The 21282-nt window shown below is 44.4% G+C and carries 18 protein-coding genes, 1 other RNA gene and 2 pseudogenes; 4 read left to right on the forward strand and 17 right to left on the reverse strand.

The features are described from left to right. Window positions 1–165: 165 nt before the first annotated feature. From AC4E8B_RS14785 to AC4E8B_RS14800, 4 genes are all read right to left on the reverse strand, one after another. Window positions 166–1638: an esterase/lipase family protein gene (locus AC4E8B_RS14785; protein ID WP_490214132.1), complete on the reverse strand. Its 1473-nt coding sequence runs from the start codon at window positions 1636–1638 to the stop codon at window positions 166–168. An 84-nt stretch (window positions 1639–1722) separates the two neighbouring features. Beyond that, window positions 1723–2082 (reverse strand): VOC family protein, encoded by a 360-nt coding sequence (locus AC4E8B_RS14790; protein ID WP_490214133.1) that lies wholly within the window; start codon window positions 2080–2082, stop codon window positions 1723–1725. 136 nt (window positions 2083–2218) lie between these two features. After that, window positions 2219–3001, reverse strand: a complete 783-nt coding sequence (locus tag AC4E8B_RS14795; protein WP_490214134.1) for a helix-turn-helix domain-containing protein — start codon at window positions 2999–3001, stop codon at window positions 2219–2221. 168 nt (window positions 3002–3169) lie between these two features. Then, entirely contained in the window at window positions 3170–4405 is a 1236-nt protein-coding gene (locus AC4E8B_RS14800; RefSeq protein WP_490214135.1) for a hemolysin family protein, read from the reverse strand. 161 nt (window positions 4406–4566) lie between these two features. On the opposite strand from AC4E8B_RS14800, the gene AC4E8B_RS14805 reads away from it, so the two are divergent. Continuing rightward, window positions 4567–4887: a hypothetical protein gene (locus AC4E8B_RS14805; RefSeq protein WP_490214136.1), complete on the forward strand. Its 321-nt coding sequence runs from the start codon at window positions 4567–4569 to the stop codon at window positions 4885–4887. Window positions 4888–5018: 131 nt separating this feature from the next. Here AC4E8B_RS14805 and AC4E8B_RS14810 read toward each other — a convergent pair whose 3' ends face one another. The 7 genes and pseudogenes from AC4E8B_RS14810 to AC4E8B_RS14840 all read right to left on the reverse strand — a co-directional run bounded on the left by AC4E8B_RS14810 (window position 5019) and on the right by AC4E8B_RS14840 (window position 13065). Continuing rightward, a complete protein-coding gene (locus AC4E8B_RS14810) occupies window positions 5019–5975 on the reverse strand; it encodes a methyl-accepting chemotaxis protein (protein ID WP_490219700.1) in 957 nt (318 codons plus the stop codon). Beyond that, window positions 5961–6716, reverse strand: a pseudogene (locus AC4E8B_RS14815) (HAMP domain-containing protein); the annotation flags it as partial. The pseudogene AC4E8B_RS14815 and the gene AC4E8B_RS14810, both read right to left, overlap by 15 nt. A 240-nt stretch (window positions 6717–6956) precedes the next feature. Continuing rightward, the gene (locus tag AC4E8B_RS14820) at window positions 6957–8258 is read right to left on the reverse strand and encodes a coiled-coil domain-containing protein (RefSeq protein ID WP_490214137.1); all 1302 of its coding nucleotides are present in this window, start codon (window positions 8256–8258) and stop codon (window positions 6957–6959) included. 1054 nt (window positions 8259–9312) lie between these two features. Beyond that, complete coding sequence (locus tag AC4E8B_RS14825) at window positions 9313–10203, reverse strand: SAM hydrolase/SAM-dependent halogenase family protein (protein WP_490214138.1); 891 nt, start codon at window positions 10201–10203, stop codon at window positions 9313–9315. Window positions 10204–10290: 87 nt separating this feature from the next. Beyond that, on the reverse strand, window positions 10291–10818 hold the full coding sequence (locus tag AC4E8B_RS14830; RefSeq protein WP_490214139.1) for a competence protein ComK: 528 nt from the start codon (window positions 10816–10818) through the stop codon (window positions 10291–10293). A gap of 284 nt (window positions 10819–11102) precedes the next feature. Continuing rightward, entirely contained in the window at window positions 11103–11471 is a 369-nt protein-coding gene (locus AC4E8B_RS14835; protein ID WP_490214140.1) for a DMT family transporter, read from the reverse strand. A gap of 64 nt (window positions 11472–11535) precedes the next feature. Next, window positions 11536–13065 carry a carboxypeptidase M32 gene (locus tag AC4E8B_RS14840; protein ID WP_490214141.1) on the reverse strand — a complete coding sequence of 510 codons (1530 nt, stop codon included), beginning with the start codon at window positions 13063–13065 and terminating at the stop codon, window positions 11536–11538. 348 nt (window positions 13066–13413) lie between these two features. Between AC4E8B_RS14840 and AC4E8B_RS14845 the strand changes: the two genes are divergently transcribed. Together AC4E8B_RS14845 and AC4E8B_RS14850 are read left to right on the forward strand one after the other, a co-directional pair. Then, complete coding sequence (locus tag AC4E8B_RS14845; RefSeq protein WP_490214142.1) at window positions 13414–14370, forward strand: D-2-hydroxyacid dehydrogenase; 957 nt, start codon at window positions 13414–13416, stop codon at window positions 14368–14370. A 98-nt stretch (window positions 14371–14468) separates the two neighbouring features. Then, the gene (locus tag AC4E8B_RS14850; RefSeq protein ID WP_490214143.1) at window positions 14469–14750 is read left to right on the forward strand and encodes a hypothetical protein; all 282 of its coding nucleotides are present in this window, start codon (window positions 14469–14471) and stop codon (window positions 14748–14750) included. Window positions 14751–14966: 216 nt separating this feature from the next. On the opposite strand, the gene arfA is transcribed toward AC4E8B_RS14850, so the two are convergent. The 3 genes from arfA to AC4E8B_RS14865 form a co-directional block, all read right to left on the reverse strand. After that, window positions 14967–16487 carry an arabinosylfuranosidase ArfA gene (gene arfA, locus AC4E8B_RS14855; RefSeq protein WP_490214144.1) on the reverse strand — a complete coding sequence of 507 codons (1521 nt, stop codon included), beginning with the start codon at window positions 16485–16487 and terminating at the stop codon, window positions 14967–14969. 249 nt (window positions 16488–16736) lie between these two features. Beyond that, window positions 16737–16933: non-coding RNA, 6S RNA (gene ssrS / locus AC4E8B_RS14860), on the reverse strand. 85 nt (window positions 16934–17018) lie between these two features. Continuing rightward, window positions 17019–17579 carry a glycerol-3-phosphate acyltransferase gene (locus AC4E8B_RS14865; RefSeq protein ID WP_490214145.1) on the reverse strand — a complete coding sequence of 187 codons (561 nt, stop codon included), beginning with the start codon at window positions 17577–17579 and terminating at the stop codon, window positions 17019–17021. An 86-nt stretch (window positions 17580–17665) separates the two neighbouring features. On the opposite strand from AC4E8B_RS14865, the pseudogene AC4E8B_RS14870 reads away from it, so the two are divergent. Continuing rightward, window positions 17666–17943, forward strand: a pseudogene (locus AC4E8B_RS14870) (hypothetical protein). Here AC4E8B_RS14870 and AC4E8B_RS14875 read toward each other — a convergent pair. From AC4E8B_RS14875 to AC4E8B_RS14885, 3 genes are all read right to left on the reverse strand, one after another. Next, window positions 17940–19739: a S9 family peptidase gene (locus tag AC4E8B_RS14875; RefSeq protein ID WP_490214146.1), complete on the reverse strand. Its 1800-nt coding sequence runs from the start codon at window positions 19737–19739 to the stop codon at window positions 17940–17942. The pseudogene AC4E8B_RS14870 and the gene AC4E8B_RS14875 overlap by 4 nt on opposite strands. Beyond that, window positions 19736–20992 carry a M20/M25/M40 family metallo-hydrolase gene (locus tag AC4E8B_RS14880; RefSeq protein ID WP_490214147.1) on the reverse strand — a complete coding sequence of 419 codons (1257 nt, stop codon included), beginning with the start codon at window positions 20990–20992 and terminating at the stop codon, window positions 19736–19738. The genes AC4E8B_RS14875 and AC4E8B_RS14880 overlap by 4 nt, the downstream gene beginning before the upstream one ends. Before the next feature lie 159 nt (window positions 20993–21151). Then, complete coding sequence (locus AC4E8B_RS14885) at window positions 21152–21274, reverse strand: hypothetical protein (protein WP_490214148.1); 123 nt, start codon at window positions 21272–21274, stop codon at window positions 21152–21154. Window positions 21275–21282: the final 8 nt, after the last annotated feature.

Here is a 21282-nt window from a genome sequence, read left to right on the forward strand (position 1 = left end):
GCTCCCCCTCATATTTCTAATATGATTGATTAACACCATTTTAAATTATCTGAATATTAAATTCAATACTTTTAGAATCGATATTCCAAAAACGTCGAAAATAAGCAAAAATAAAGACATCAGCTTGAGCCGATGCCAGGAGCCATTTTTATTAAAAAAGCCGAATCACTTATTCTGCTTATAAATTTTCCCGGTTCCATCTACATAGAGTGATTGGACAATGCTCCTTTCGAATGCTTTACCCTGGCCGGTTTTCCCGGTGATTTGGATGGTAAGGTTGTATATGCCTTCCTGTTTAAAATCTGAAGCATCAGGAAGACCCGCTTTCAGACCGCGAATAGAGGAAGAACCGGCACCAATTCCTTTGAAATGAACCCATTCTGTTTGGTACTTTCTGCCTGCCTGCGCGCTTTTCCAGCTGTTCAGCTCTTTGCTGAGCCCTGGAATGGCTCTATCTCTGTCCAGGCTGACAGTGTACAGAAATCCATAGCTGCCCTCTTTACTGCTGAGAGTCCAGGCCCCTGGCAAAGGGTCCTTAATTTTGAACTCAGTGACATATGCACCTGAAAAAAGTCCTGATTCATCAGTATAAGTTCTGCCGGCAGTATAGCTGTTCCCCTGTTCATCCTGCAAAAGCAGGTCCGGAAGACTTTTGCTGCTTAATACAGACACTGAAGCAGCCTTTACCTCATTTTCGATAAGAAAAGAATCTTCAAACACCAAACCCGCCTTTCCGCCATGGATGATCATGCTGTCTGAATGTGAAGCATCGGTTTCACTGAAAAGGGGTGAATCGTTATTGGATTGGATAACAGGAGCAGATAAATAAGGGTTCAGCACCGGAAATATGACAGACCCTTGCCTTATGCCCGAATGGTTCCAGGAGCGCTCGGCTATAACAGGGAAACCTGAGAGCCTCGAACTGATTAGGGGCACAACGCCATCATTCCTGCCATACTGGCTCAAATACAAACCGCCCCAATATGTTGCTGATCCAAAGCTGCCCCACCCTGTCCCTCCCAACGTGTAAAAGGGAATCCGCCGGGCATTTGGATGAGAGTCTGTCAAACTGCGGTAATAACTCATATAACCTGTCTGGAGTGAGGCTGTAGCGTCATTGCGGCTTCCGAGAAGTTCGGCGAGCCATCCTGCAGCACTGCTATTGGCGAGATCGGCAAGCTGTGTGCCGCTGTGGGGAGAAGATAGGGTGATTACTTTGGAGACAAAAGGGTATGCTTCATTATGGACGAGAGCTGTCTGAATATCCACACCGCCCTTGCTGTAAGCAACGACTGCCAGTTTTTTCTGTCCGAAATGATAGTAGATTTCCTCGAGCATGCCGGCCAGCATCGTTCCGTTTTCCCACATATCACGATCTGGATAAAGATCGGCATAGGCCGTCTGATAGCCGTATTCCCTGGCTATTTCCGGCATATCGTTATCCTCAAGCCAGACATTTGCAGAATTGCTGTAGCCGTGAATAAACACAAGCGGCGGAAGATCAGGATTCACTGTATTTGGATTTTCACCCGGATACCATCGTCCCGGACTCCCCCCGCTTCCGCCGCCCCCTCCCGCAGATGAAACGAGCGGAGCAGCAAAGAAAAAGATCAGCAGCATCAGCGGCAGCGCTTTCATAAAACCCCCTCCTTTTTTCAGATTTTTCAGCTTTAGTGTAAATTCTTCCAGCCAATAAAAAAAGAGGAGAAAGTTGGATTCTCCTCAATCAAACTGCAAATATTCTAATATATTGCCGAACGGGTCCCTGAAACTTATATATCTTCCTGGCGGGCATGCTGCCGGTTCTTCGATGACAAAATCCGCACCTTTGGATTTCAGTTGCAAGGCAGTATTTTCGATGTTTTCCGTCTGAAGCACCAGCACCGGACCTGTGGCTTCCTTTCTTTCAATATAATCAGCACCTTCAGTTTCTTCTAAAATAATCGGCAGTTCCCCGTGTGCAAGCGACACTATTTTCGGGCCATACTGTTTGTTTACTTCAAAATCGAGCACTTCTGTATAAAACTGGAGCGCTTTTGTTAAGTCTGGTACATAAATCCCTATTGCACATAATTGAGCCATGATAGCTTCCCCTTTCTTATTGACAGCAAAGTATCTTCTTTTTAGTTTTTCATGCGCTAATGACTAAATCTGTTTCATTGACTTGCTATCACTTCTTTTACCTGATTATACAGCAAGGCTTTTCCATAAAATTCTTCTAGGTTGCTTTGTTGGCTATTTTTTCAAACAGCAGGAGAGGAAGATTGATCAATATTGGCGGATCATGGGAAAGCGGCTCCCTCAGCTGAACGGCGGCCTTGCAGTCCGTGTTTTTTGTAATTTCTATCGTTCTTTCAAATTTCCCCCTAAGGAATGTGCCTGGCTGGAAATACCGGAGGGGATTCACACCCCATTCAAGCCCCGCTGCCAGCAGATAATAAGTTCCTTCCGGGATGTCTGTGAAAATGCAATGAGAGCTGTTATGGCTGAAAGCAGTTCCTTTGACAGGCCGCTGATCAGGAATCGGTTTAGGAAACAGGCCAACAAAAATAATCCCCCTGAATCCCCGGGGAACCTGGATATGGCAGCTTACTTTTGCCCCGCTTCCCAGCACTTCCAGTTCTCCTCCCTCTGGAAGCAAAGTTTTCGTCTTATCCATCATTTCCTGCAGCATTTTAATACTTGCTTCGTATCGTTTTGGGCTGATTCCTACATAATTTTTAAAGCGGGTTTGAAATGTGCCCTGGCTTAAATATCCAGAAGCCATCATAGCCTTGGTCAGTGAGGAACTCTGGGCCAGCTCTTCTCTCCCCTGTTCAATCCTTAATGCACTCAGGAAATGCCTCGGAGATATTCCTGTGGCCTTTTTGAAAATCCGGGTAAAATGAAAATGGCTGTAGCCTGTTAAATCGGCAAGCTTTTTAGTTGTGACCTCTTCCTCAAGATGCTGCTTCATATAAGCAATCGCTTTATCCACAGCTGTAATATGCTCTGAGTTCATATTTTCACCTTTTCTTTTTAAGCTCTAGTTCTTATTTGCTCTCCTTCCTGCAAAATCCTTTTTTAATAGAGAAAAAATGAAATTTTTATTCAGATTGCGGCAGTAAACAAGCTCTGCCTTCAAACAAAAAAAGATTCCGCCATTTCCAGGCAGAATCCTATCTGTTATCTATTCAACTGTGCCAGCCTGTTTTGTTATTTCGATCAGCTTGACTTTATTATCTTCTATTCCCTTTACTGTAAAACGCAAATGATGGTAGTCATAGGTTTCTCCTTCTTCAGGAAAATGGCCTAATTCCTTCAGGAGGAATCCTGACAAAACATCCTCTTCTTCCGGAATCTTTGTTTTAAAAGCCTCATTAAGGCGGTGGAGGGACAACTTTCCGCTGCAGACGATATGAGAGTCGGTAAGTTCTTCTATCAGCACTTCTTCATCATCAGTTTCATCATTGATTTCCTGTCCGATCATCGCCTCAATGATATCTTCATGCGTAATGATACCGCGTGTGCCTCCATATTCATCAAGTACGATGGCAATATGCTTGCGCTCTTTCATCATAAGTTTAAAGACCCTTTCAATTGAATGGAATTCGTATATGAATAAGGGGTCATTATCCGTATATCCATCCAGTGAGCAGGTAAGGTCAAGCGACCAGGATAGCAGCTGTTTGCTGTGAAAAACCCCGACTATATTGTCCATATTATCTTTATATACAGGATAGCGTGTGTAATGGCTGTGCAATACGATATCCCTCGCCTCTTCATAAGAAGACTCAGCAGGAATGCCGATGATCTCAGTCCTCGGTGTTTTCAGGGCATCACGCACATCAAGTTCAAAGAAATCAATGACTCCTTTGATCCTCGTTGTTTCTTCGTTATTGAAGGTACCTTCTGTTGTAGCAATATCCACCATGGTGATCAGTTCTTCCTTTGAAAAGCTGACTTCCGCTTCGCTGTCCTTCGAAAGCAGCCGGATGACTCCCCTTGTGAATCTTGACAGCAAAAATGTCAATGGCTTCAGGATCACCATTAAAAAACGGATGACCGGGAACACGATGAATGCGATTTTATCAGCAAAGGTGGCAGCGATGGACTTCGGAAGCACTTCTGCAAAAATAATCAGCACGATAGTCAGTATTCCGGTAGCGATTCCTACATTGATTCCGTAATTGATCGCCACTATGGTGACCAATGTAGGAAGCATAATATTGGCGATATTATTGCCAATCAGGATGGCCGTGATCAGTTCATCAGGTTTTGCTACTGTATTAAGAAGCTTTTGGGCTTTTAGATCATCATTTTCAGCTCTTGTCTTCAGCTTCATTTTGTTAACAGCAGTCAGCGCTGTTTCGCTCCCCGACAAGAAAAAGGACATAAATAAAAAGAAAATTATAGCGATAAACACAGTTTTCCTCCAAGAGTTTTTCTTCCATCATACCCAATTATAGAAGAATATACAAAACATAAACCTATTTAACATTTCTCTCCCCCATTATGACGCATAAAACTTCCTTTTTCGTGCATGCTATAAATGCTGTCATCCTTAATACATAAGGAGTGTTGGAAATGTCTGTCTTTGTCTACCAAACCTTTGAACTCAAGCAGGACAAGTTCGAAGAAGCTATTGAAAATATTAAAGCGATCCAGCAGCACAGGAATGAAATGTATGATCACAAAGTCGATATCCTGACTCCTGTTACCGGACCGGACCATACATATGCATTCCTCTGCACCTATGAAGGCCTGGCAGAAATGGAGCTTCAGAATAAAAGGCTATTTGACGATGAAGATTATGTTAAGCTGATCGGCGATTTTTTCATTCAAAACATTGTACAGGGGAGCATTAAAACTCAGATATTCCGTTCATTGGCAAATAATAAATCTTAAAGAAAGCAGTGTTCATCTGCTGCGCAGGCTAAAAATAGGGTTGTATCAGAGCGCGCTTAGCACATGCTTTCTCCGTCCCTCTAAACTGGAGCACGTATAAGAAATGGCCCGCGGATTCTGCGGGCCATTTCTTATATGTTAAATCGGCTGACAAGCTGGCTGAGCTGCTTTGCCAGCCCTGCGAGACCGTTGGCATTTTGTTCAACATCGGTCATGACAGAGTTGGATTGGATGATCGTTGCTGCCGTTTCTTCTACACCTGCGGCTGCTTCTTCGGACACCGATGCTATCGTTTCAACCGACTGGCTGATGGCAGATGTATTCGCATTCGCCTCCTCAAGAGTGCTGCTCATTTTAGAAATCGTCTCTCCCAGAGAAAGAATGGACTCTTTCAGGCTGCTGAATGTTTCTTCAGTATCCTTCAGGCTCCCGGTGCCCCGCTGGACCTGTATGTAGCTGTGCTTCAAAGCCTCGGCAATCTGCTTGGATTCTTTTTGAATGCTGGCTACAATGTCTGTAATATGAACCAGTGAAGATGTTACCTGCTGGGCAAGGACCTTCACTTCCTTGGCAACGACGGCAAAGCCTTTTCCGCTGTCTCCCGCTCTCGCCGCCTCAATCGCAGCGTTCAGCGCCAGCAGATTCGTCTGGTCGGCAATTCCCTGGATCACTTCAACCAGGGAGGCAATTTCCCCTGACTGCTTTTCAAGCCCGCCAACTTTGGAGACAGAGCCCTCGACGGTGATATGGATCTGATTCATATCCTTTCCGGCCTGCTCCATCCTCTCCATGCCAATAGATGCTTCCTTTAACACATTCCCTGCTGTGTCAGACATTGATTTCCCAAAATTATGTGCAGCCTTGATGCTTTGTGAAAATCTGGCCATTGTTTCAGAAAGATCTGATGCTGCCAGTGCCTGCTGGTCAGTGCCGGAAGCTAGCTCCTCCATTGTTGCTGATATTTGCCGTCCCCCAGAGGCAACCTCGTTGGCAGACTTTGTCAGGATGCTGCTTTGAGTCTGTACCGAACCAGCGGCTTCCTTAATGGAGCTTACCATCTCTAGGAGGTTTTCTTTCATATCATCCATGGCACGCGACAAGATGCCGATTTCATCTTTTCCCTTCCAAACAAGCGGGCTTCCTGAAAGATTTCCTGACGACACTAGCCTTGCACTATCGACCACAGCCCGGAGATTTTTCTTCACTGTCCTGTTAATAAGAATGATGAATGCAAACCCGGAAGCAGAGGAAACAAGGATTGAGGCAATCAAAATGAAGATGCTTGCCTGAAGCCTGTCTTCAGTACTGGCGATTGACTGGTTCTTGCCCGCCTCAACGCTTTCTCTCAATTCATTCAATCTTGCAATCACTGTATCCCTCTTGGTGCGGATATCATTAAGAACCGTCAGGACCCTGGCATTGCTTTCTATATTTGGTATGAGCTGTTCTTTGAATTGGGCATTAAGCCTCTCGTCGCTTTCAATGAACTTAGCATAAAGCTCCTGCTCTTCCTTTGTTTTCATGCTTCCTTTTAGTGCCTCATGCAGCTGTAGGAATTCGCCCGATTGCTTATCATAGTTTTCGACGATTCTTTGCGACCGGACCTGTACGTAATCCAGCACCATGATCGTTTTTGAGCGGTATATGGAGCCCATCTCAGTCAGCTGGACAGCGCGCATGCTGTTATCATCAATGGAAGCTACATCACTTTTAATCAAAGAAAACTGATTGAACACTACTGCCGCTGATAAAATGAATAAACATATAGTAGCAGAGAAGACCGCTATGTATTTCTTTCCCAAGTTCCAATTCCTCAATATAGTAATCATTTCATCCCCCGAATCATGCTTTTTTACTATTATCGGCCGAAAATATGCAAGATTCAATACAATAAACAGAAAATATTCATTTTTCTAAAATAAATTTGGGTAAATAGTCCCGTGCGTGAGGAACTGAAGATAGAAACTACTTAACTTAACACTTTTCCGTCAGCTTTCAAAGCCCCCAGAAAATATTTACGACAAAGAAAAGGAGAGGGCATTTGCCCTCTCCTTTTCTTTATGAGTCTATTAGCGGACCCTCACTACACGCCCGTTGAATGTCTGTGCCCAATAGCCGCTTGACATATTGGCAATCGCAACGCCTGTGGAGCTTTGTGATCCGATGAATTTACCGCCGCCAATATAGATTCCGACATGTCCATCCGTTTTATAAGTGTTGAAGAATACAAGGTCTCCTGGCTGCATTTCGCTTGTGGAAACGCGGGTGCCTGAGTTTTTAAGAGAATCAGTGCTTGAACCGACACTGATGCCAGCCTGTGCAAATGCCCAGTGAACAAAGCCGGAGCAGTCAAAACGGCCGTTGGCAACGTCAGATGCAGTTCTTCCTCCACCGAATACATAGACGGAGTTTCCGATATATTTATATCCTGCAGTGATGGCAGTATTGATATTGCCGTTTGCCTTCGGAGCAGGTGAGAATGACTGCGTACTGCTGCTTCCGCCATTGTTGCTGCTTCCGCTATTGCTGCTTGCTCCGCTGTTTGAAGATGCTGTCGTATTAGAGCTGTAGCTCCTTTGCACTGCTTTTGCAGCCTCGGCAGCCTGGCGCTTTCTTTCCTGCTCGATCGCATTATCAATTGAAGTCAGTTCAGATGCAAGTGTTGCATCTTTTTGAAGCAAGTCCGCTTTCAGGGCAGAAGCCTGCTTTTCCTTTTGCTGGACCTCAGCCTTCAATACATCGATCTGGGCCTTCTGTTCAAGAATCTGAGCCTGCATGCCTTCAAGCTCTGTCTTCATTTCATTGAGGCCAGCCAGTTTTTGCTCAACTGAAGCCTTCTTTTCTTCGAGCTCCTTCTTATCCGCTTCATGCTCTTCCATCAAACCTCTGTCAGCTTCGACGATCTTAGCTACTGCTCCTACGCGGTCAATGAAATCACTAAAGCTTGTGGAACCCATCAGCACTTCAAGATAGCCTACTGAAGCACCGCTCTCCTGGAAAGACTTTGCCCTTTCCTTCAGCACTTCGTTCCTCTTCTCAATGCGTTCCTGAATGACAGCGACTTCTTTCTTCAGTTCTTCAATCTCTGCATTTGTAGCAGCAATTTGTTCTTTTGTGGCCGTTATCTTACTGTTATTATCCTTGATGGCCTGATTGACGCGTGCAATTTGTGCGTTCAATTTTTCCAGTTCATTCTGGGCTTTTGCAATCTCTTGAGCTGCCTTGGATATATTGGCCTGGATTCCAGAACGCTGTTCCTGGATTTGAGCTTTTTTGCTGTGTAATGTATCCGCATTTACTGCCGGGATGGAAAATGCACTTCCCAGTCCAAGCATAATTGTCGTGTTTAGCACTACTAATTTCTTTTTCATCGCTCTCTTCCCCCTGCTTCCCTTTGCCAAGCTATAAGACTCTCTTTATCTAAATTGCAAAAGCCAACGGCAAACTATTATGTATTTTAAATTTAATTTCAATTGTTCTGTGACAAATTTCTATTAAATAAACCAATATAAACCTTTTTTTCACAATTAGAAGTATAACACCCAAATCTTTCAAACAGGTAATAATTATATTACAGTTATATTTCAATCGTAACATTAAACCACTTTTATACTAGTTTCCCAGCCCTAAATACCTTTATTTTACAGGAAAACAGCGAAAATCTATCTAAACGTGCCATTTAGACATTTTTTTCTCCACACATTCATCCGGGTAAATTAGCATATAGTAAGCAGGAAGTTTTCTTTTGTATAATATTGGCTATGGAAACTTATTATACCAATTTGCGACAACCACTCTAAGGCTGGTGAAAATATGGCGAATAAAAAAAGAAGGAAAAAAGGCAGACAGATGGCCGGGAAAGAAAAAGACTCGATTTTCATGGAAATTCTATCAGAGGGTCTCAGCCAATTATTAAACCCGTTTTTATGGTTAGGAAGGCTGATTTCTCGTTTGTGGGATTGAGCGAAGATGTAACGTCGATGAAATTTATTCTGGTTCAAAATTAATAAGTTAACATGAGCAATTTGGCGTGCAGATTGTAACCGGTTAAGGGCATCCAGACCATTGTATTTTTTCTTCACTACCTCATATGTCCCGCTTGCCGCTTGGGTAATCAGATCGGCGGCTTCACTCTTTAGAGTACCTCATATGCCCCGTTTGAGGCACTCTGATCAACGAATCCACCCTCTTGTGTATCTCATGCAATGCGCTTCAGCACTTTGACAAGTGTGCTGCCGCTGGTTCGAGCCGCTTCTCCTCCTCAAACGGTCTCTCCAATTAATTCGGATTTCAAATAAACCTTCCCAAAGAAAAAAGACCTTTCCAGGTCTTTTTCATTGGTTATGGAATTGGCTATTATCTGCCATCTTCATGTGCCTTAGGCCAGCAAAATGAACAAGCCATCAGGCGTTCCTTAAAGCCCTCTCAAGTAGCAGCAATCCCACGTTCAAGGTTTTTCTGCAGCATCTGTCCTGGTTCCGCCTTTTCAACTGCAACGGCCCAATCTTGCCCCGCCCCTATCGAAAATATTTCAGCAAAAGATCCCTGGTTTACAGCCAGCCCGAGATTGCCGAGTGAGTTTATATAGGCAACAGGTTCTCCCCCAGGGACATCTGCAAATGACTTTCCAAAAGTGACCAGCCCTCTAAAGGCAAGTGATTGGCCAGCCCAAATTTCTGCTATCATTCTGTCTCCGTATGCCACACTCATCTCTATTAACAGGGAGCTGCCAATATTCGTCCATAAATTGCCGAAGCGGACATCCATTATCTCAATACACCCTGCAGCTTTGCCGTTATTGAGCGAAGAGCATGAAGCCTGCAGAGCACAAATGCTGTCGGGATCGGCAGTATCCCCCAGTTCTTCAAAGGTGATTTCTCCGCTGGCCAGCCTAGCCCCTGTATACGCATAAATATCCCTGCCATGGAATGTATGAGATTCCAAAGATCCTGGAAGCCTGTTCATCGTCTCATTAATAACTCTTGCTTCAATAATCCCTGCATTCTTGCTGACATGTGTCAATGTGCCGTTATCCGGCGTGATGACTACCTGTCCGGACGCTGTTTTGACAGCCAGGCTCCTCCTCTCAGAACCAACACCAGGATCGACGACAGATACAAAGACTGTCCCGGCCGGCCAATATGGAAGAGTCTGATAAAGCCTGCAGGATGCCTCCCATACAGCGAAAGCAGGAATGTCATGCGTCAAATTAAAAATTGGAATGGCAGAGCTGACGGAAAAAGCAACGCCATGCATTGCACTGACAGCTCCGTCTGCCAACCCGAAATCTGATTGAAATACTAATGCCTTCCCCATTATTCCACCCTTTCAATAGTTATGTATAAAAAGAGTTATGCCGGGAAGGTCGGAAAGATTCTTATTTTTTCTCTGTATGAAGAAGTTTTACTCACTTATCTTAAAGCCTGCGGGCGGGTTATAAAGATATGTCAGCGTTCTGCCAGTCGCCTTTTCAATCCGGTATTTATAGCTCTCAGCCCTGGCCATCCTGTTTTTGAAAAGTTTTTCTGAAATGTCCAGCTGCACTGTTTTTCCGTTAATGAGCAGGACAGCACACTTATGGCCGCCAATCGGAGCCACATCTTCAATCCCGTGAAGCGAAAACCAGATGCAGTCTTCATGAAAGGGAGCTTTGTGAGGAAACCAAAACATGTCCTGCAGGCCGCAGATCCGTACGGGCGGCATGCTGACTTTGCCCAATACTTTCTTAGTCCCCTTCATAGCGCCCTTTAAGTTGCTTCCCAGCTGCTGAAGAGAATCATTCATCACCTCATGCGGCGGCCCTTTAACCAAAACGGACTCATCTTCCAGACCCATGATTTCAGCATGCCATTCCCCAATCAGATTCCTGAAAGGCAAAATACAGAGCGTCTCTCTCTTTATTAAAAATTTTTCTATATATAGCTGTTCCAAACTTTCCCCTCCCGTGGTTTGTTTCAATATAAAAAACCTTGTACAAATTCATTCCCTATATAGAATCTTTCATTGATCACAGCAGTGCATTCACATAAAAGACACCTCCAGAATGGTACATGTTCTAGGAATTTGTGACTGAACAGGGTGAATATGATGGATTCGAAGAAGAGAAATGAAAAATGCGGAGCTCAAACAGAAGGAAATGGCTTCCGGTTCGCTGCCAGAAGCCTATGAAGCTTATTCATTAGGATAATTATACAATTAATAGAATATTTTGTAAATTACTTTTCTGTTTCTATTACGGCAGATTCTTCCTCTCCGGCATGGCTTGCAGGAGAAGCAATATTAAGGAGAACAACGCCAAGGATTATCAGGATGATTCCTGCAGCGCTCAGCATACTGAGTTTTTCCTTCCAAATCAATATGCCGATTACTGCGGTTGCAGCAGTGCCGATTCCGGACCAGATCGCATACGCGATGCTCAGTGGGATTGTTTTTAAAGAAAGGGATAAAGCAAAAAATGCAACTCCAAAGCCAAGCAGCACCCCAAGGGCGGGCCAAAGCTTCGTAAAACCCTCAGAAGCCTTCAGCATGGAAGTTCCGAATAATTCAGCAGCGATGGCGACAAACAGAAATATATAAGCTTTCAATACATCACCCTCTATCTATACATGTCTTTCAAGAAAAAAGCTCTCCTTGAGGGAGAGCCTTTCATCAGCAATTATATAATTTCCCATATTTATCTTCAAGGTATCGGATCAGATACTCAGCATTCAGCTCTTCACCTGTTACTTTTTGGATTAAAACATCCGGAGTGAAGGTTTTTCCATATTGATGAATATTTTCTTTCAGCCATTGCATGATCGTGCTGAAATCGCCTTCCGCTACCCTTTCCCCGAAATCCGGAATTTGTTTTTTAATAGTTTCCAGGATTTGCGCTGCATACAGATTCCCCAAAGAATACGAAGGGAAATAGCCGAACCCGCCGAATGACCAGTGTACATCCTGAAGCACCCCTGCTGAATCTGTCTCAGGTGTAATCCCCAGGTAATCCTCCATTTTTCTATTCCATGCTTCTGGAAGATCTTTTGCCATAAGCGACCCTTCGAATAAGCTTTTTTCAATCTCATAGCGGAGCATGATATGAAGATTGTATGTCAGTTCATCAGCTTCCACCCTGATAAAGGAAGGATTAACAGCATTTATCGCCTGGTAAAACTGATCTTCGGCCACATTGGACAGCTGTTCCGGGAAGGTTTTCTGGAATTCGGGATAATATCGGCTCCAGAACTGTCTGCTTCTGCCAACCATATTCTCAAGGAACCTGGATTGCGACTCATGGATGCCGAAGGATGCCCCTTCCCTGAGACAGGTACCTTCAAGCGCCGGATCTATCTGCTGCTCGTAAATGCCGTGCCCTGCTTCATGGATGGTGCCGAACAGGGCGGTCAATACATTGTATTCAGCATATCTGGTTGTAATTCTGACATCTCTCGTATTGATAGGCTGTGCAAATGGATGGACTGTTTCATCCAGCCGGCCGGCATCGAGATCAAAGCCGATCTCAGGAAGGATTTTTCTATTAAAATCCTTTTGCCTCTCAACCTGGAAAGACTGTTTTACAACTTCAACCGGCAATGCTGCACCAGAGTTCTGAATCTTCTTCAGCAGCTCCACACTGCTTTTGCGCAGAGAAGAAAAAAGAGGGTCAAGTTTTTTTACTGTCAGCCCTGGTTCGAAATCTTCCAGCAGGGCGTCATAAGGATGGTCGTATTCTCCATAAAGCTTTATGAATTGTTTTTTGTAATCAATGATTTTTTCCAGGTAAGGCAGGTAATGCAGAAAATCATTCTTCTCCCGGGCTTCTTCCCAAGCATGATTGGCATCGGCAGTAAGAATGCTGTATTCTTTGTACAAGTCTGCAGGAATGCTTTTTGATTTATCATAGTAAGTTTTTCTTTCCCTGATTCTTGCCTTCATTTTTTCATCCAGCTGTGAAGCTTTTTCTTCATCATCCAGAATAGCAAGCACTTCCCCAAGTTCCCCGCTCACCTGAAGCTTAAAAATTTCCGTTTCAAGCGTCCCGATTGACTTAGAAAATAATCCTCTTCCTTTTTTCGGGGCCATCACTTTCTGATCCCAGCCCAAAAGGCTTGAGATGCTTGTTAGATGGGTTATTTTCTCATCGATTTCCTCAAATTTCTTTAAAGCAGCTTCATATGTATGCCCAGCAGCAGTTTGCATTCATTTTCCCCCTAGATATTTGGTTTATTATCAATATAGAATATTCGGTCTATTTAATTATAAAAAGAATGTCTTTCTTTTTCAATGGCTGTATTTGTGTTCCGTGTTAATTTTGGGATCATTCGTGTAAAACTCTGTATCACAAGCCATTCATAAGGAAGTAATTCTCTATGTTGTAATGGTCATCCTCCAAATCCTTCCTATTCACAACTTTCCTTTCATTTTCCAAAACCCCTATTCGTTTAGTCGGTTTTGCCTTAAAGAGCATTTCTTTTTTTATTATTTTCCGAAGATGTTAGAATAGTATTATTCGAAATTTCTGTCATCTATAGAAAGAAGGTAACTTATTTGTCTACAAAAACAATGATCATTACACAAAATCTACGTGAAGACTTGTTAAAGAATGTTAAAGACGCTATGCCTAACTGGAACATCATCGCCGGGAAAGATCCTGAAATCTGGAAAAGCCACCTGATGGAAGCTGAAATCATAGCAGGATGGAAAAAAGATGCGGCCCAGGCGGCGGAAAGCAAAAATCTCCGCTGGATTCAGGCTTGGAGCGCCGGCGTCAATAACCTTCCGCTTGAAAGGCTGGAAAAAAACAGTGTGTTTCTGACAAGCGCTAATGGAGTCCACGCTTATCCGATCTCTGAAACGATTTTTGGCCTGATGCTAGCACTCACCCGAAAAATACATACTTATGTAAAAAACCAGGGAGAGAAAAAGTGGCATCACAGCCATATGAACCAGGAAATGCACAAAAAGACCATCGGGATCATCGGTGCGGGTGCCATTGGCGGTGAAACAGCCAAAATTGCAAAGGCATTTGGCATGAAAGTGATCGGTGTGCGCCATTCAGGTAAAGAGGAGCAGTACTTTGACGAAATGTACACAGCGGAAAAGCTGGATGAGATTCTGCCTGACTGCGATTATGTGGTCATTACACTCCCTCTTACAGATGAAACGCGCTCTATGTTTTCCGCATCACAGTTTAAAAGGATGAAGAGCACAGCATTCTTAATCAATATCGGAAGAGGTGAAATCCTGGTCGAACAGGATCTAATCAGTGCCCTTCAAGAGGGCGAAATTGCCGGAGCAGGCCTCGATGTTTTTGAAAAAGAGCCTCTCCAAGATAGCAGCCCTCTCTGGGAAATGGAAAATGTCATCATCACACCCCATACTTCCGGATCAACAGAATATTACGACGAAAGGGTCATTAACGATATTCTCGTTCCCAATTTAAAGAAATATTTAAAGGCAGAAAAGCCTTCCATTAATCTTGTTGATTACCAGAAAGGGTATTAATATTTCCCATCAACAGCCGTCCTGCGGTAATTGCCGTATTCTATAAACCGGGAGATATGCATAGTTTGTAAAGGGGAGAATAAATAGGGGGAATGAAAATGAGCATGATCCATGATCAGTTCGATGCCATTTCTATCCGGAATGTCCATCGGCAGCTGAAAGAAATACAAATGATCGCTACCACAAACAGATGCATAGACTGGGAGCTTGCTTCGGCCCTGGACCATGTTACAAGGGCGGCCGGAATGCTCTGCAATGTTATAGAAGAACATCTGGATGGGACCCGGAGTGATGTTGATGCCCTCTATTATATAGAGGAAAAGCTGTCGGCCGCCCTTTCCATGGCAAAGAAAATCGATAACCGCAGAGAGCCTGTATAAAGCTGGGCCTGTTAAAGCAGGCCCTATAAAAAGCCAAGGGAGAAAAACATATGTTTTTTCTCCCTTGGCTTTTTGCGCTTATTAACATAATGTTCACCACCCAGCTGGTGTGTGCGGCTTCCTCTTCAAATTCAGATACAGTTATTGGATGTTGTTATTTAATAACAAATAAAACCTTTTGAATATCCGAATTATTTTCGCCTTTTCACGCCGGGATTAAGCCTCCTGCTTCTTAAGGCGGATCATGTTCCAGGACATTTTTGGCAGTACTGCAGCCAAAGTGCCGTTTTCTATATAAGAGTCACTCTTAGTCTGTGGTTTTACTTGCTCATTATCGACTGTATTCTTTGCTTTTGGATTTTCATTTTCAAGAACAACTTGTTCGACTAATTTATATCCCTCAAACGACCGGATATCAATATCTACTAGCAAGTGATCTTCCAGATTGCGATTTACTGCAAAAATAACCAGTTCTTCATTTTCTTCATTATAAACCACTGACTGGTCCAGATATGGCACATCAGTAAAGTCTTTACTATCGTACTTAGGTGAATCAACAATGGAATGAAGTGCTGCACCGCGTCCATAAACAGAAGTATAGTAATATGGATAGAAGATGGATTGCTTCCAGATACCGCCCCCTGTTTCTGTCATTATAGGTGCAATGACATTTACCAGTTGTGCCATACAAGCGATTTTTACACGATCTGAATGCTTCAGCAGTGTATTCAGCATGCTGCCCACAAGCAACGCATCTTCAAATGTGTAAATATCCTCTAATAACGGAGGCGACACAGACCAGGGCTCTATAGTTTTGTCTTGAGCATTAGAATGAAACCATACATTCCATTCATCAAAACTCAAATACATTGTTTTTTTACTGCGTTTCTTTGCCTTCATATAATCACATGCAGCAGTGACGGTTTTTATAAATTTGTCCATATCCAATGTACTGGCTAAATAATTTGCCGTGTCATTATCTCTATTGCCATAATATTGATGAAGAGATATATAATCAGCAGCTTCATATGTATGCTCCAGTGTTTCAGCTTCCCATTCAGGGAATGTTGCCATGCCGGAGCCTGAGCTTCCGCAGCTGACTAATTCAATTGAAGGATCAACCAATTTCATCGCTTTGGCAGTTTCTGCAGCAAGCCTTCCGTATTCATATGCCGTTTTCATGCCGATTTGCCAGGGTCCATCCATTTCATTTCCTAAACACCAGACCTTGATATTGTGAGGGTCAGTATAGCCATGTTCTTTTCTTAAATCACTCCAATAAGTACCTCCTGGATGATTGCAGTACTCCACTAAATTCCGTGCAGCATCAATGCCCCGGGTACCTAAATTCACAGCCATCATCACTTCTGCATTGACTTTCTTAGCCCATGCTGCAAATTCGTTTGTTCCAACTTCGTTTGTCTCCAGTGAATTCCAGGCTAAATCCAGGCGTTTAGGCCTCAATTCTTTTGGGCCGATTCCATCTTCCCAGTTGTAGGCTGATACCATATTCCCCCCAGGATAGCGGATAATCGGCACTCTAAGCTCTTTTACCAGTTTTATAACATCCTGCCGGAAACCATCCTCATCAGCACTCGGGTGAGAAAGTTCGTATATTCCGCCATATACGGCCCGGCCCAGCTGCTCAATGAAAGATCCATATATCCTCGGGTTAATTTCGGATATTTTAAACGACTTGTCTATCATCATTTTGGCTTTGTGTGCCTTTAAAGTCATTATTCTCACCTTTCTATACATAAATTATTAATCTGCTGACTTTTAATTTGTACCCCATATGGAACTAGCCCATCTATATTGTTCAGTGGATATACAAAGTATTGGCTGTTCAACCCCTAAATTCCTTTTTTCCGCTTGAAATTTGGCATCGTAAAAAAAATGCGGAAAATCATCAATATTTTTCTTCTCAAAAAAAGTCCTTAAAAACCAAAAAACCAGCTCCTAGAAGGAACTGGTTTTCTAATGCTTATGTAAGCCACTTTTGCCGTAATAAATATAAGAAAGTTTTAAACCACCACTCCTCAAAGTGGGTGTTTGCAGAAACCTTCCTGCATGTCCTCCTTGTCACATGTGACAGAGGCTTGTCATTCCAGCTTCGATATAAAACTCCCTATTACAGCTTAAAGGTTAAAACTTTATTATGGTTACGGGCAAAGCAGCTTGTATTTATATATTACCTTATTTGAACTTCCATCTCAACTGTTTTGTCTGGAAGCAGAGGAGCCTTTTGGCTGTAAAGGGCTTCCATAGCTAAGCTGCTGCTTTTTTCGAAAAATAGTCGTTATGGGCTGCTATCACAATCAGGAGCATCATCACAAATGCACCTGATGCGGGAACGCCGCCTCCTATCAGGTAGATGGAAACAGGCATTGCCGCCATTGCAAGAAGCCCTGGAACCGTAAAGCGGCGGGTGATTCCCCATCCTGCAAGCAGCACAACAAAGGCAGCCAGCAGGCTGGCGGGAGCTACATAAAGAGCAGATGCCAGATACACAACGACACCCTTGCCGCCCCTGAAACCAAGAGGCGCCGGCCAGATGTGGCCGCATAATACAGCAAAAGCACAGAACAGAAGCGCAATGTGACCCAGAAAAGCATCAGCTGCGGCCAAAGCAAGCACTGTCTTACCGGCATCGATTAAGATCGTAAAGAAAAACCCTTTTTTCCCTAGCTCCCTGCCTGCATTCCTTGCCCCTGCGTTCCCGCTGCCCATCTGCCTGATATCTTTTCCCTGCCAATTTCTGGCCAGCAAATAAGCCCCGTTAATGCAGCCTGCCAGATAGCACAAAATGATAGCTGCGGCTGTATACATAAACTCTTCCCCCCGGAATAATTCTGCGGTTAGCGGCAAAAATAGAGTGCATCAGCACTGTCCTTACTTGAAAGAAAGGTGATAGCATCATGTTCCCCGTTATCCATACCAACTTTTGGGATGCCGTCTTTGCCGTACCTGCGGTTCTCATTGTAACACAGCTGCTGGAGCTGTATTTCAATATCCCGGGAAAAATAGTCCCGTCAGTTGCCTTGCTTTGCGGACTGGCCATTTCTGTCCTGATCAGCCATAAGCATGACTTCGTGGCAGGCCTGTTCATGGGATGGTTTTACGGGTACGCAGCATAGGGTCATACAGCAGCCTGAAAGTGTCTATTGCAGCCTATCGAAACAGCAGCCGCTAATTATTAACTTTTCCTGAATATTGATTGAGGAAATTCCAGGAAGCGGAATAAGCTTTTATATTATTTTCTCTTTTTACAAAGAAATGGCCTTCATCCTCAAAACGGATATACTCTACAGGATGCTTGCGGTTCTTCAGGTCCTCCACAATCTGCTCTGTTTCCTCAATCGGCACCCGCGGATCGTTGGCACCGTGAAGAACGAGAAGCGGACATTGAATCTTATCTGTTTTATGCAGCGGATCAATTTCATCGAAGAATGCCCCGTCTTTTTCTATGCTTCCATATTCAGCTTCTCTCATCTTTCTCCTCCAGGGGCTGGTGTTCTGCAGGAATGTCCGGAAGCTTGAAATCCCGACGATATCTATCGCGGAAGACCAGATCTCCGGGTAGTGGGTGATGGCCGCAAGAACCATGAAGCCGCCGTAGCTCCTTCCCATTATGCTGATCTGATTCTCGTCCGCCCCTCCGTCAGTTTTAAGCCAGCCGGCAAGATGGACCAGGTCACGGACAGAGTCCATCCGCTTCCTGACATCATCCAGATGGGTATAGGTCTTTCCATACCCTGTGCTGCCCCTGACATTCGGCGTACAAACCGCGAATCCTTTATCAAGGAAAAATTGCAGGAAAGGATTGAACACTGCCCTGATCTGGCTTTCCGGGCCTCCATGTACAAAGACAACAACCGGGAGCTTTCCAGCGGCATTTTTAGGTTTATAGTAGAACGCAGGAATTTCAAGGCCATCAAAGGAAGCAAAAGAAATCAGTTCAGGAGCGCACAGCTTTTCCTCCACCACAGGATCATGGGAAATGAAGGTTGCCCTTTTGGCTCTATTTGAATCAAGATCAAGCTCCCAGATGTCAGTAGGATGCTGGGGGCCATTAAGGACAAAAGCAAGTTTGCTATTGTCAGGCGAAAAAGTAAAGTCCGTAATGACGCCGGCAGGAGATTCCCACACTCTCACTTCATTGGAGTCAATCTCAAATAAAGCACCTTTCGAGATTCCTGCTTCGTTAATGGAAAAAGCAAGCTTCTTTTTGTCAGGGCTAAGCTTCAGCTCTTCCAGATCCCAGTACTTCTCAACCAGCCATCTTGTTTCCAGGGTATCAAGGTCAAGCATCGCGATATTCATGAACTCCCGGTCCTGGTTCGACAGCATATACAGATATTTTCCTTCTTCGCTGAACGCAGGGCTGGCAAAGGAAGCTTCCCCTTCATGATCTGTAAGCCATTGCACCGTTCCCCCTGAAAGGTCAAGCAGTCCAAGGTCATTATCAAGATTAGTATTTATCTTCTCAATGAGCAGGGAGCTTCCTTCCGGATGCCATTGAACTGGTGAATAATTCCCATCTCCCTGGAACACCATTTTCACTTCAAAGCTTTCAAGACTCTGGATATAAAGATCAAAATAAGTGCTGTGCCGGCGATTGCTGGCCCAGGCAATCCACTTTCCATCCGGGGACACCCCGCCATACTTGTGGATATGTTCAGGCGAGTCGGTCAGCCGAATGACCTCCCCTGTTTCTGTGAGAAGGAAAAGCTGCTGCTTTTCATTTACACCCTCGTCCATGCCAAAAATCCTCTTTCTCGTTCCCTGGATATAAGAAACAAACATAATCCTTTCAGCGGTTTCCAGCACCTGTACAGGATTGCCTCCTTCAGCGCGGTTTGTTTCCCAAAGCTGCGGAAGACCGGAAGCGTCCGAAATGAAATTCAGCATCTTTCCCTGCTGCCCGTATACAGGGTTTTTCACATTTCTGATATTCATAAAATGTTCAATCGTCAAATTTTCCATCATAAGCTCCTTTCTGAAGCATTTTTACTGTGAACACCAAGGAGCGGACTGGAGATGCCATTTATTCCGGCCAAACCCAGAATGGAAAGGAAAATAGCCTGAGGCCCATAGTACGCATCCTGAGGATCAAAATATTCCTGCAATGTATGTATGCCGCCAAAGCTTCCGCCACCGCCAAGTGTAACAGCCGGGATCCCGAGAGCTATCGGGACATTAGAGTCGGTGCTGCTGGCTTTTTCAAAGGTTGCTGTAAAGCCAAGATGCCTTGAAGCTTCTGCGGCTGTTTGGACGATGGCTGATTCCCTATCCTGGCCGCCGGCAGGACGGTCGCCTACCTGCTTGATTTCCACTGTAATTCCTGAAGATCCTCCTGCTGCCTCCTTAATGATAGAGAGTGCCTCATCTTCGATTCTTGCAAGCTCTTCTGCCGAAACAGAACGGAGATCAATAATCATTCTTGCTTCCGCCGCAATCGTATTGACGGAAGTCCCTCCAGATACTGTCCCAACATTAAAGGTTGTTTTGGGATCTTCCGGCACCTTCAGGTCAGCTATGCCGGCAATAGCTTTTCCTGCAGCATGTATGGCGCTCGCTGTCCCGAAATCCCCAAAGCTGTGGCCGCCCGGACCGCGGTAGATGACCTCATATCTTTTACTGCCTGCGGCCAAATACGTAATGCGCTCAGGGCTGCCCGGTTCTATGGAAATAAATCCGTCTATCCCATGGTCCTGTGCAAACAGCGCCTTAACTCCATTCAGATCCCCAAGCCCTTCCTCACCGACCGTTGCTCCGAACATGATGTCCGCTTCCGTCTCAATCCCTGATTCATTGAAAGCACGGAGAAGAGTCAGTACGGCTGCCAGCCCCCTTCCGTCATCAGCGATGCCGGGTGCATAAATGATTCCATCCTTTTCCTTAGCTTCTGTGTCAGTTCCTGCCGGAAAAACAGTATCAAGATGGGCACAAACTGCCAGCCTTGGTCCATTTCCGGTTCCCTTCCTCAGGCCGAAAATATTCCCTGCTGCATCCTTCTTGATGTTTTCAAGACCCAGCTCCTCCAATCTTCTCCTGTAATATTCCCCCCGCTCTCTCTCTTCAAAGGTTGGTGCCGGGATGCTTGTCAATTCCTTTTGGTCGGCCGCCGTCCGGCCATTATCCTCTTTTAAGAAAATCAGCCCCATTTGGACAGCCGGAATGCCCGTTATTGTCTCAAATGCTTCAGTTATCTTTTTCTTCAGCTCAAGATTATCTGCCAAGTTTTTTCCTCCTTTAATGAATCAGTCTATTATTATTATATTCCAAAAATTTAATGAATTGTTGCTGGAAGGCTTCAGAAGAACTTGCCGCAATATAAAAAGGAAAAAGCCCCAGTAATATGGAGCTTTTTCCCGCTGTTTTATTTTTTATTCACCGGCCTATTCGCCTTGATGCCCATGCTCTGGTTCGGCAGGGACATCAGCGAAAAATCCATCGTACACAAAATAGCCTCCGATGACGAGAAGCAAATATAGTATGGCTGATACCGCCCACTTTTTCAACTGAATCC

Source organism: Bacillus sp. SRL543 (assembly GCF_984799205.1).

Coding starts and splice junctions, on each gene's coding strand:
- AC4E8B_RS14785 (WP_490214132.1), bottom strand. CDS start 1,638: ATGAAAGCGCTGCCGCTGATGCTGCTGATCTTTTTCTTTGCTGCTCCG.
- AC4E8B_RS14790 (WP_490214133.1), bottom strand. CDS start 2,082: ATGGCTCAATTATGTGCAATAGGGATTTATGTACCAGACTTAACAAAA.
- AC4E8B_RS14795 (WP_490214134.1), bottom strand. CDS start 3,001: ATGAACTCAGAGCATATTACAGCTGTGGATAAAGCGATTGCTTATATG.
- AC4E8B_RS14805 (WP_490214136.1), top strand. CDS start 4,567: ATGTCTGTCTTTGTCTACCAAACCTTTGAACTCAAGCAGGACAAGTTC.
- AC4E8B_RS14810 (WP_490219700.1), bottom strand. CDS start 5,975: ATGGATGATATGAAAGAAAACCTCCTAGAGATGGTAAGCTCCATTAAG.
- AC4E8B_RS14820 (WP_490214137.1), bottom strand. CDS start 8,258: ATGAAAAAGAAATTAGTAGTGCTAAACACGACAATTATGCTTGGACTG.
- AC4E8B_RS14825 (WP_490214138.1), bottom strand. CDS start 10,203: ATGGGGAAGGCATTAGTATTTCAATCAGATTTCGGGTTGGCAGACGGA.
- AC4E8B_RS14840 (WP_490214141.1), bottom strand. CDS start 13,065: ATGCAAACTGCTGCTGGGCATACATATGAAGCTGCTTTAAAGAAATTT.
- AC4E8B_RS14850 (WP_490214143.1), top strand. CDS start 14,469: ATGAGCATGATCCATGATCAGTTCGATGCCATTTCTATCCGGAATGTC.
- arfA (WP_490214144.1), bottom strand. CDS start 16,487: ATGACTTTAAAGGCACACAAAGCCAAAATGATGATAGACAAGTCGTTT.
- AC4E8B_RS14865 (WP_490214145.1), bottom strand. CDS start 17,579: ATGTATACAGCCGCAGCTATCATTTTGTGCTATCTGGCAGGCTGCATT.
- AC4E8B_RS14875 (WP_490214146.1), bottom strand. CDS start 19,739: ATGATGGAAAATTTGACGATTGAACATTTTATGAATATCAGAAATGTG.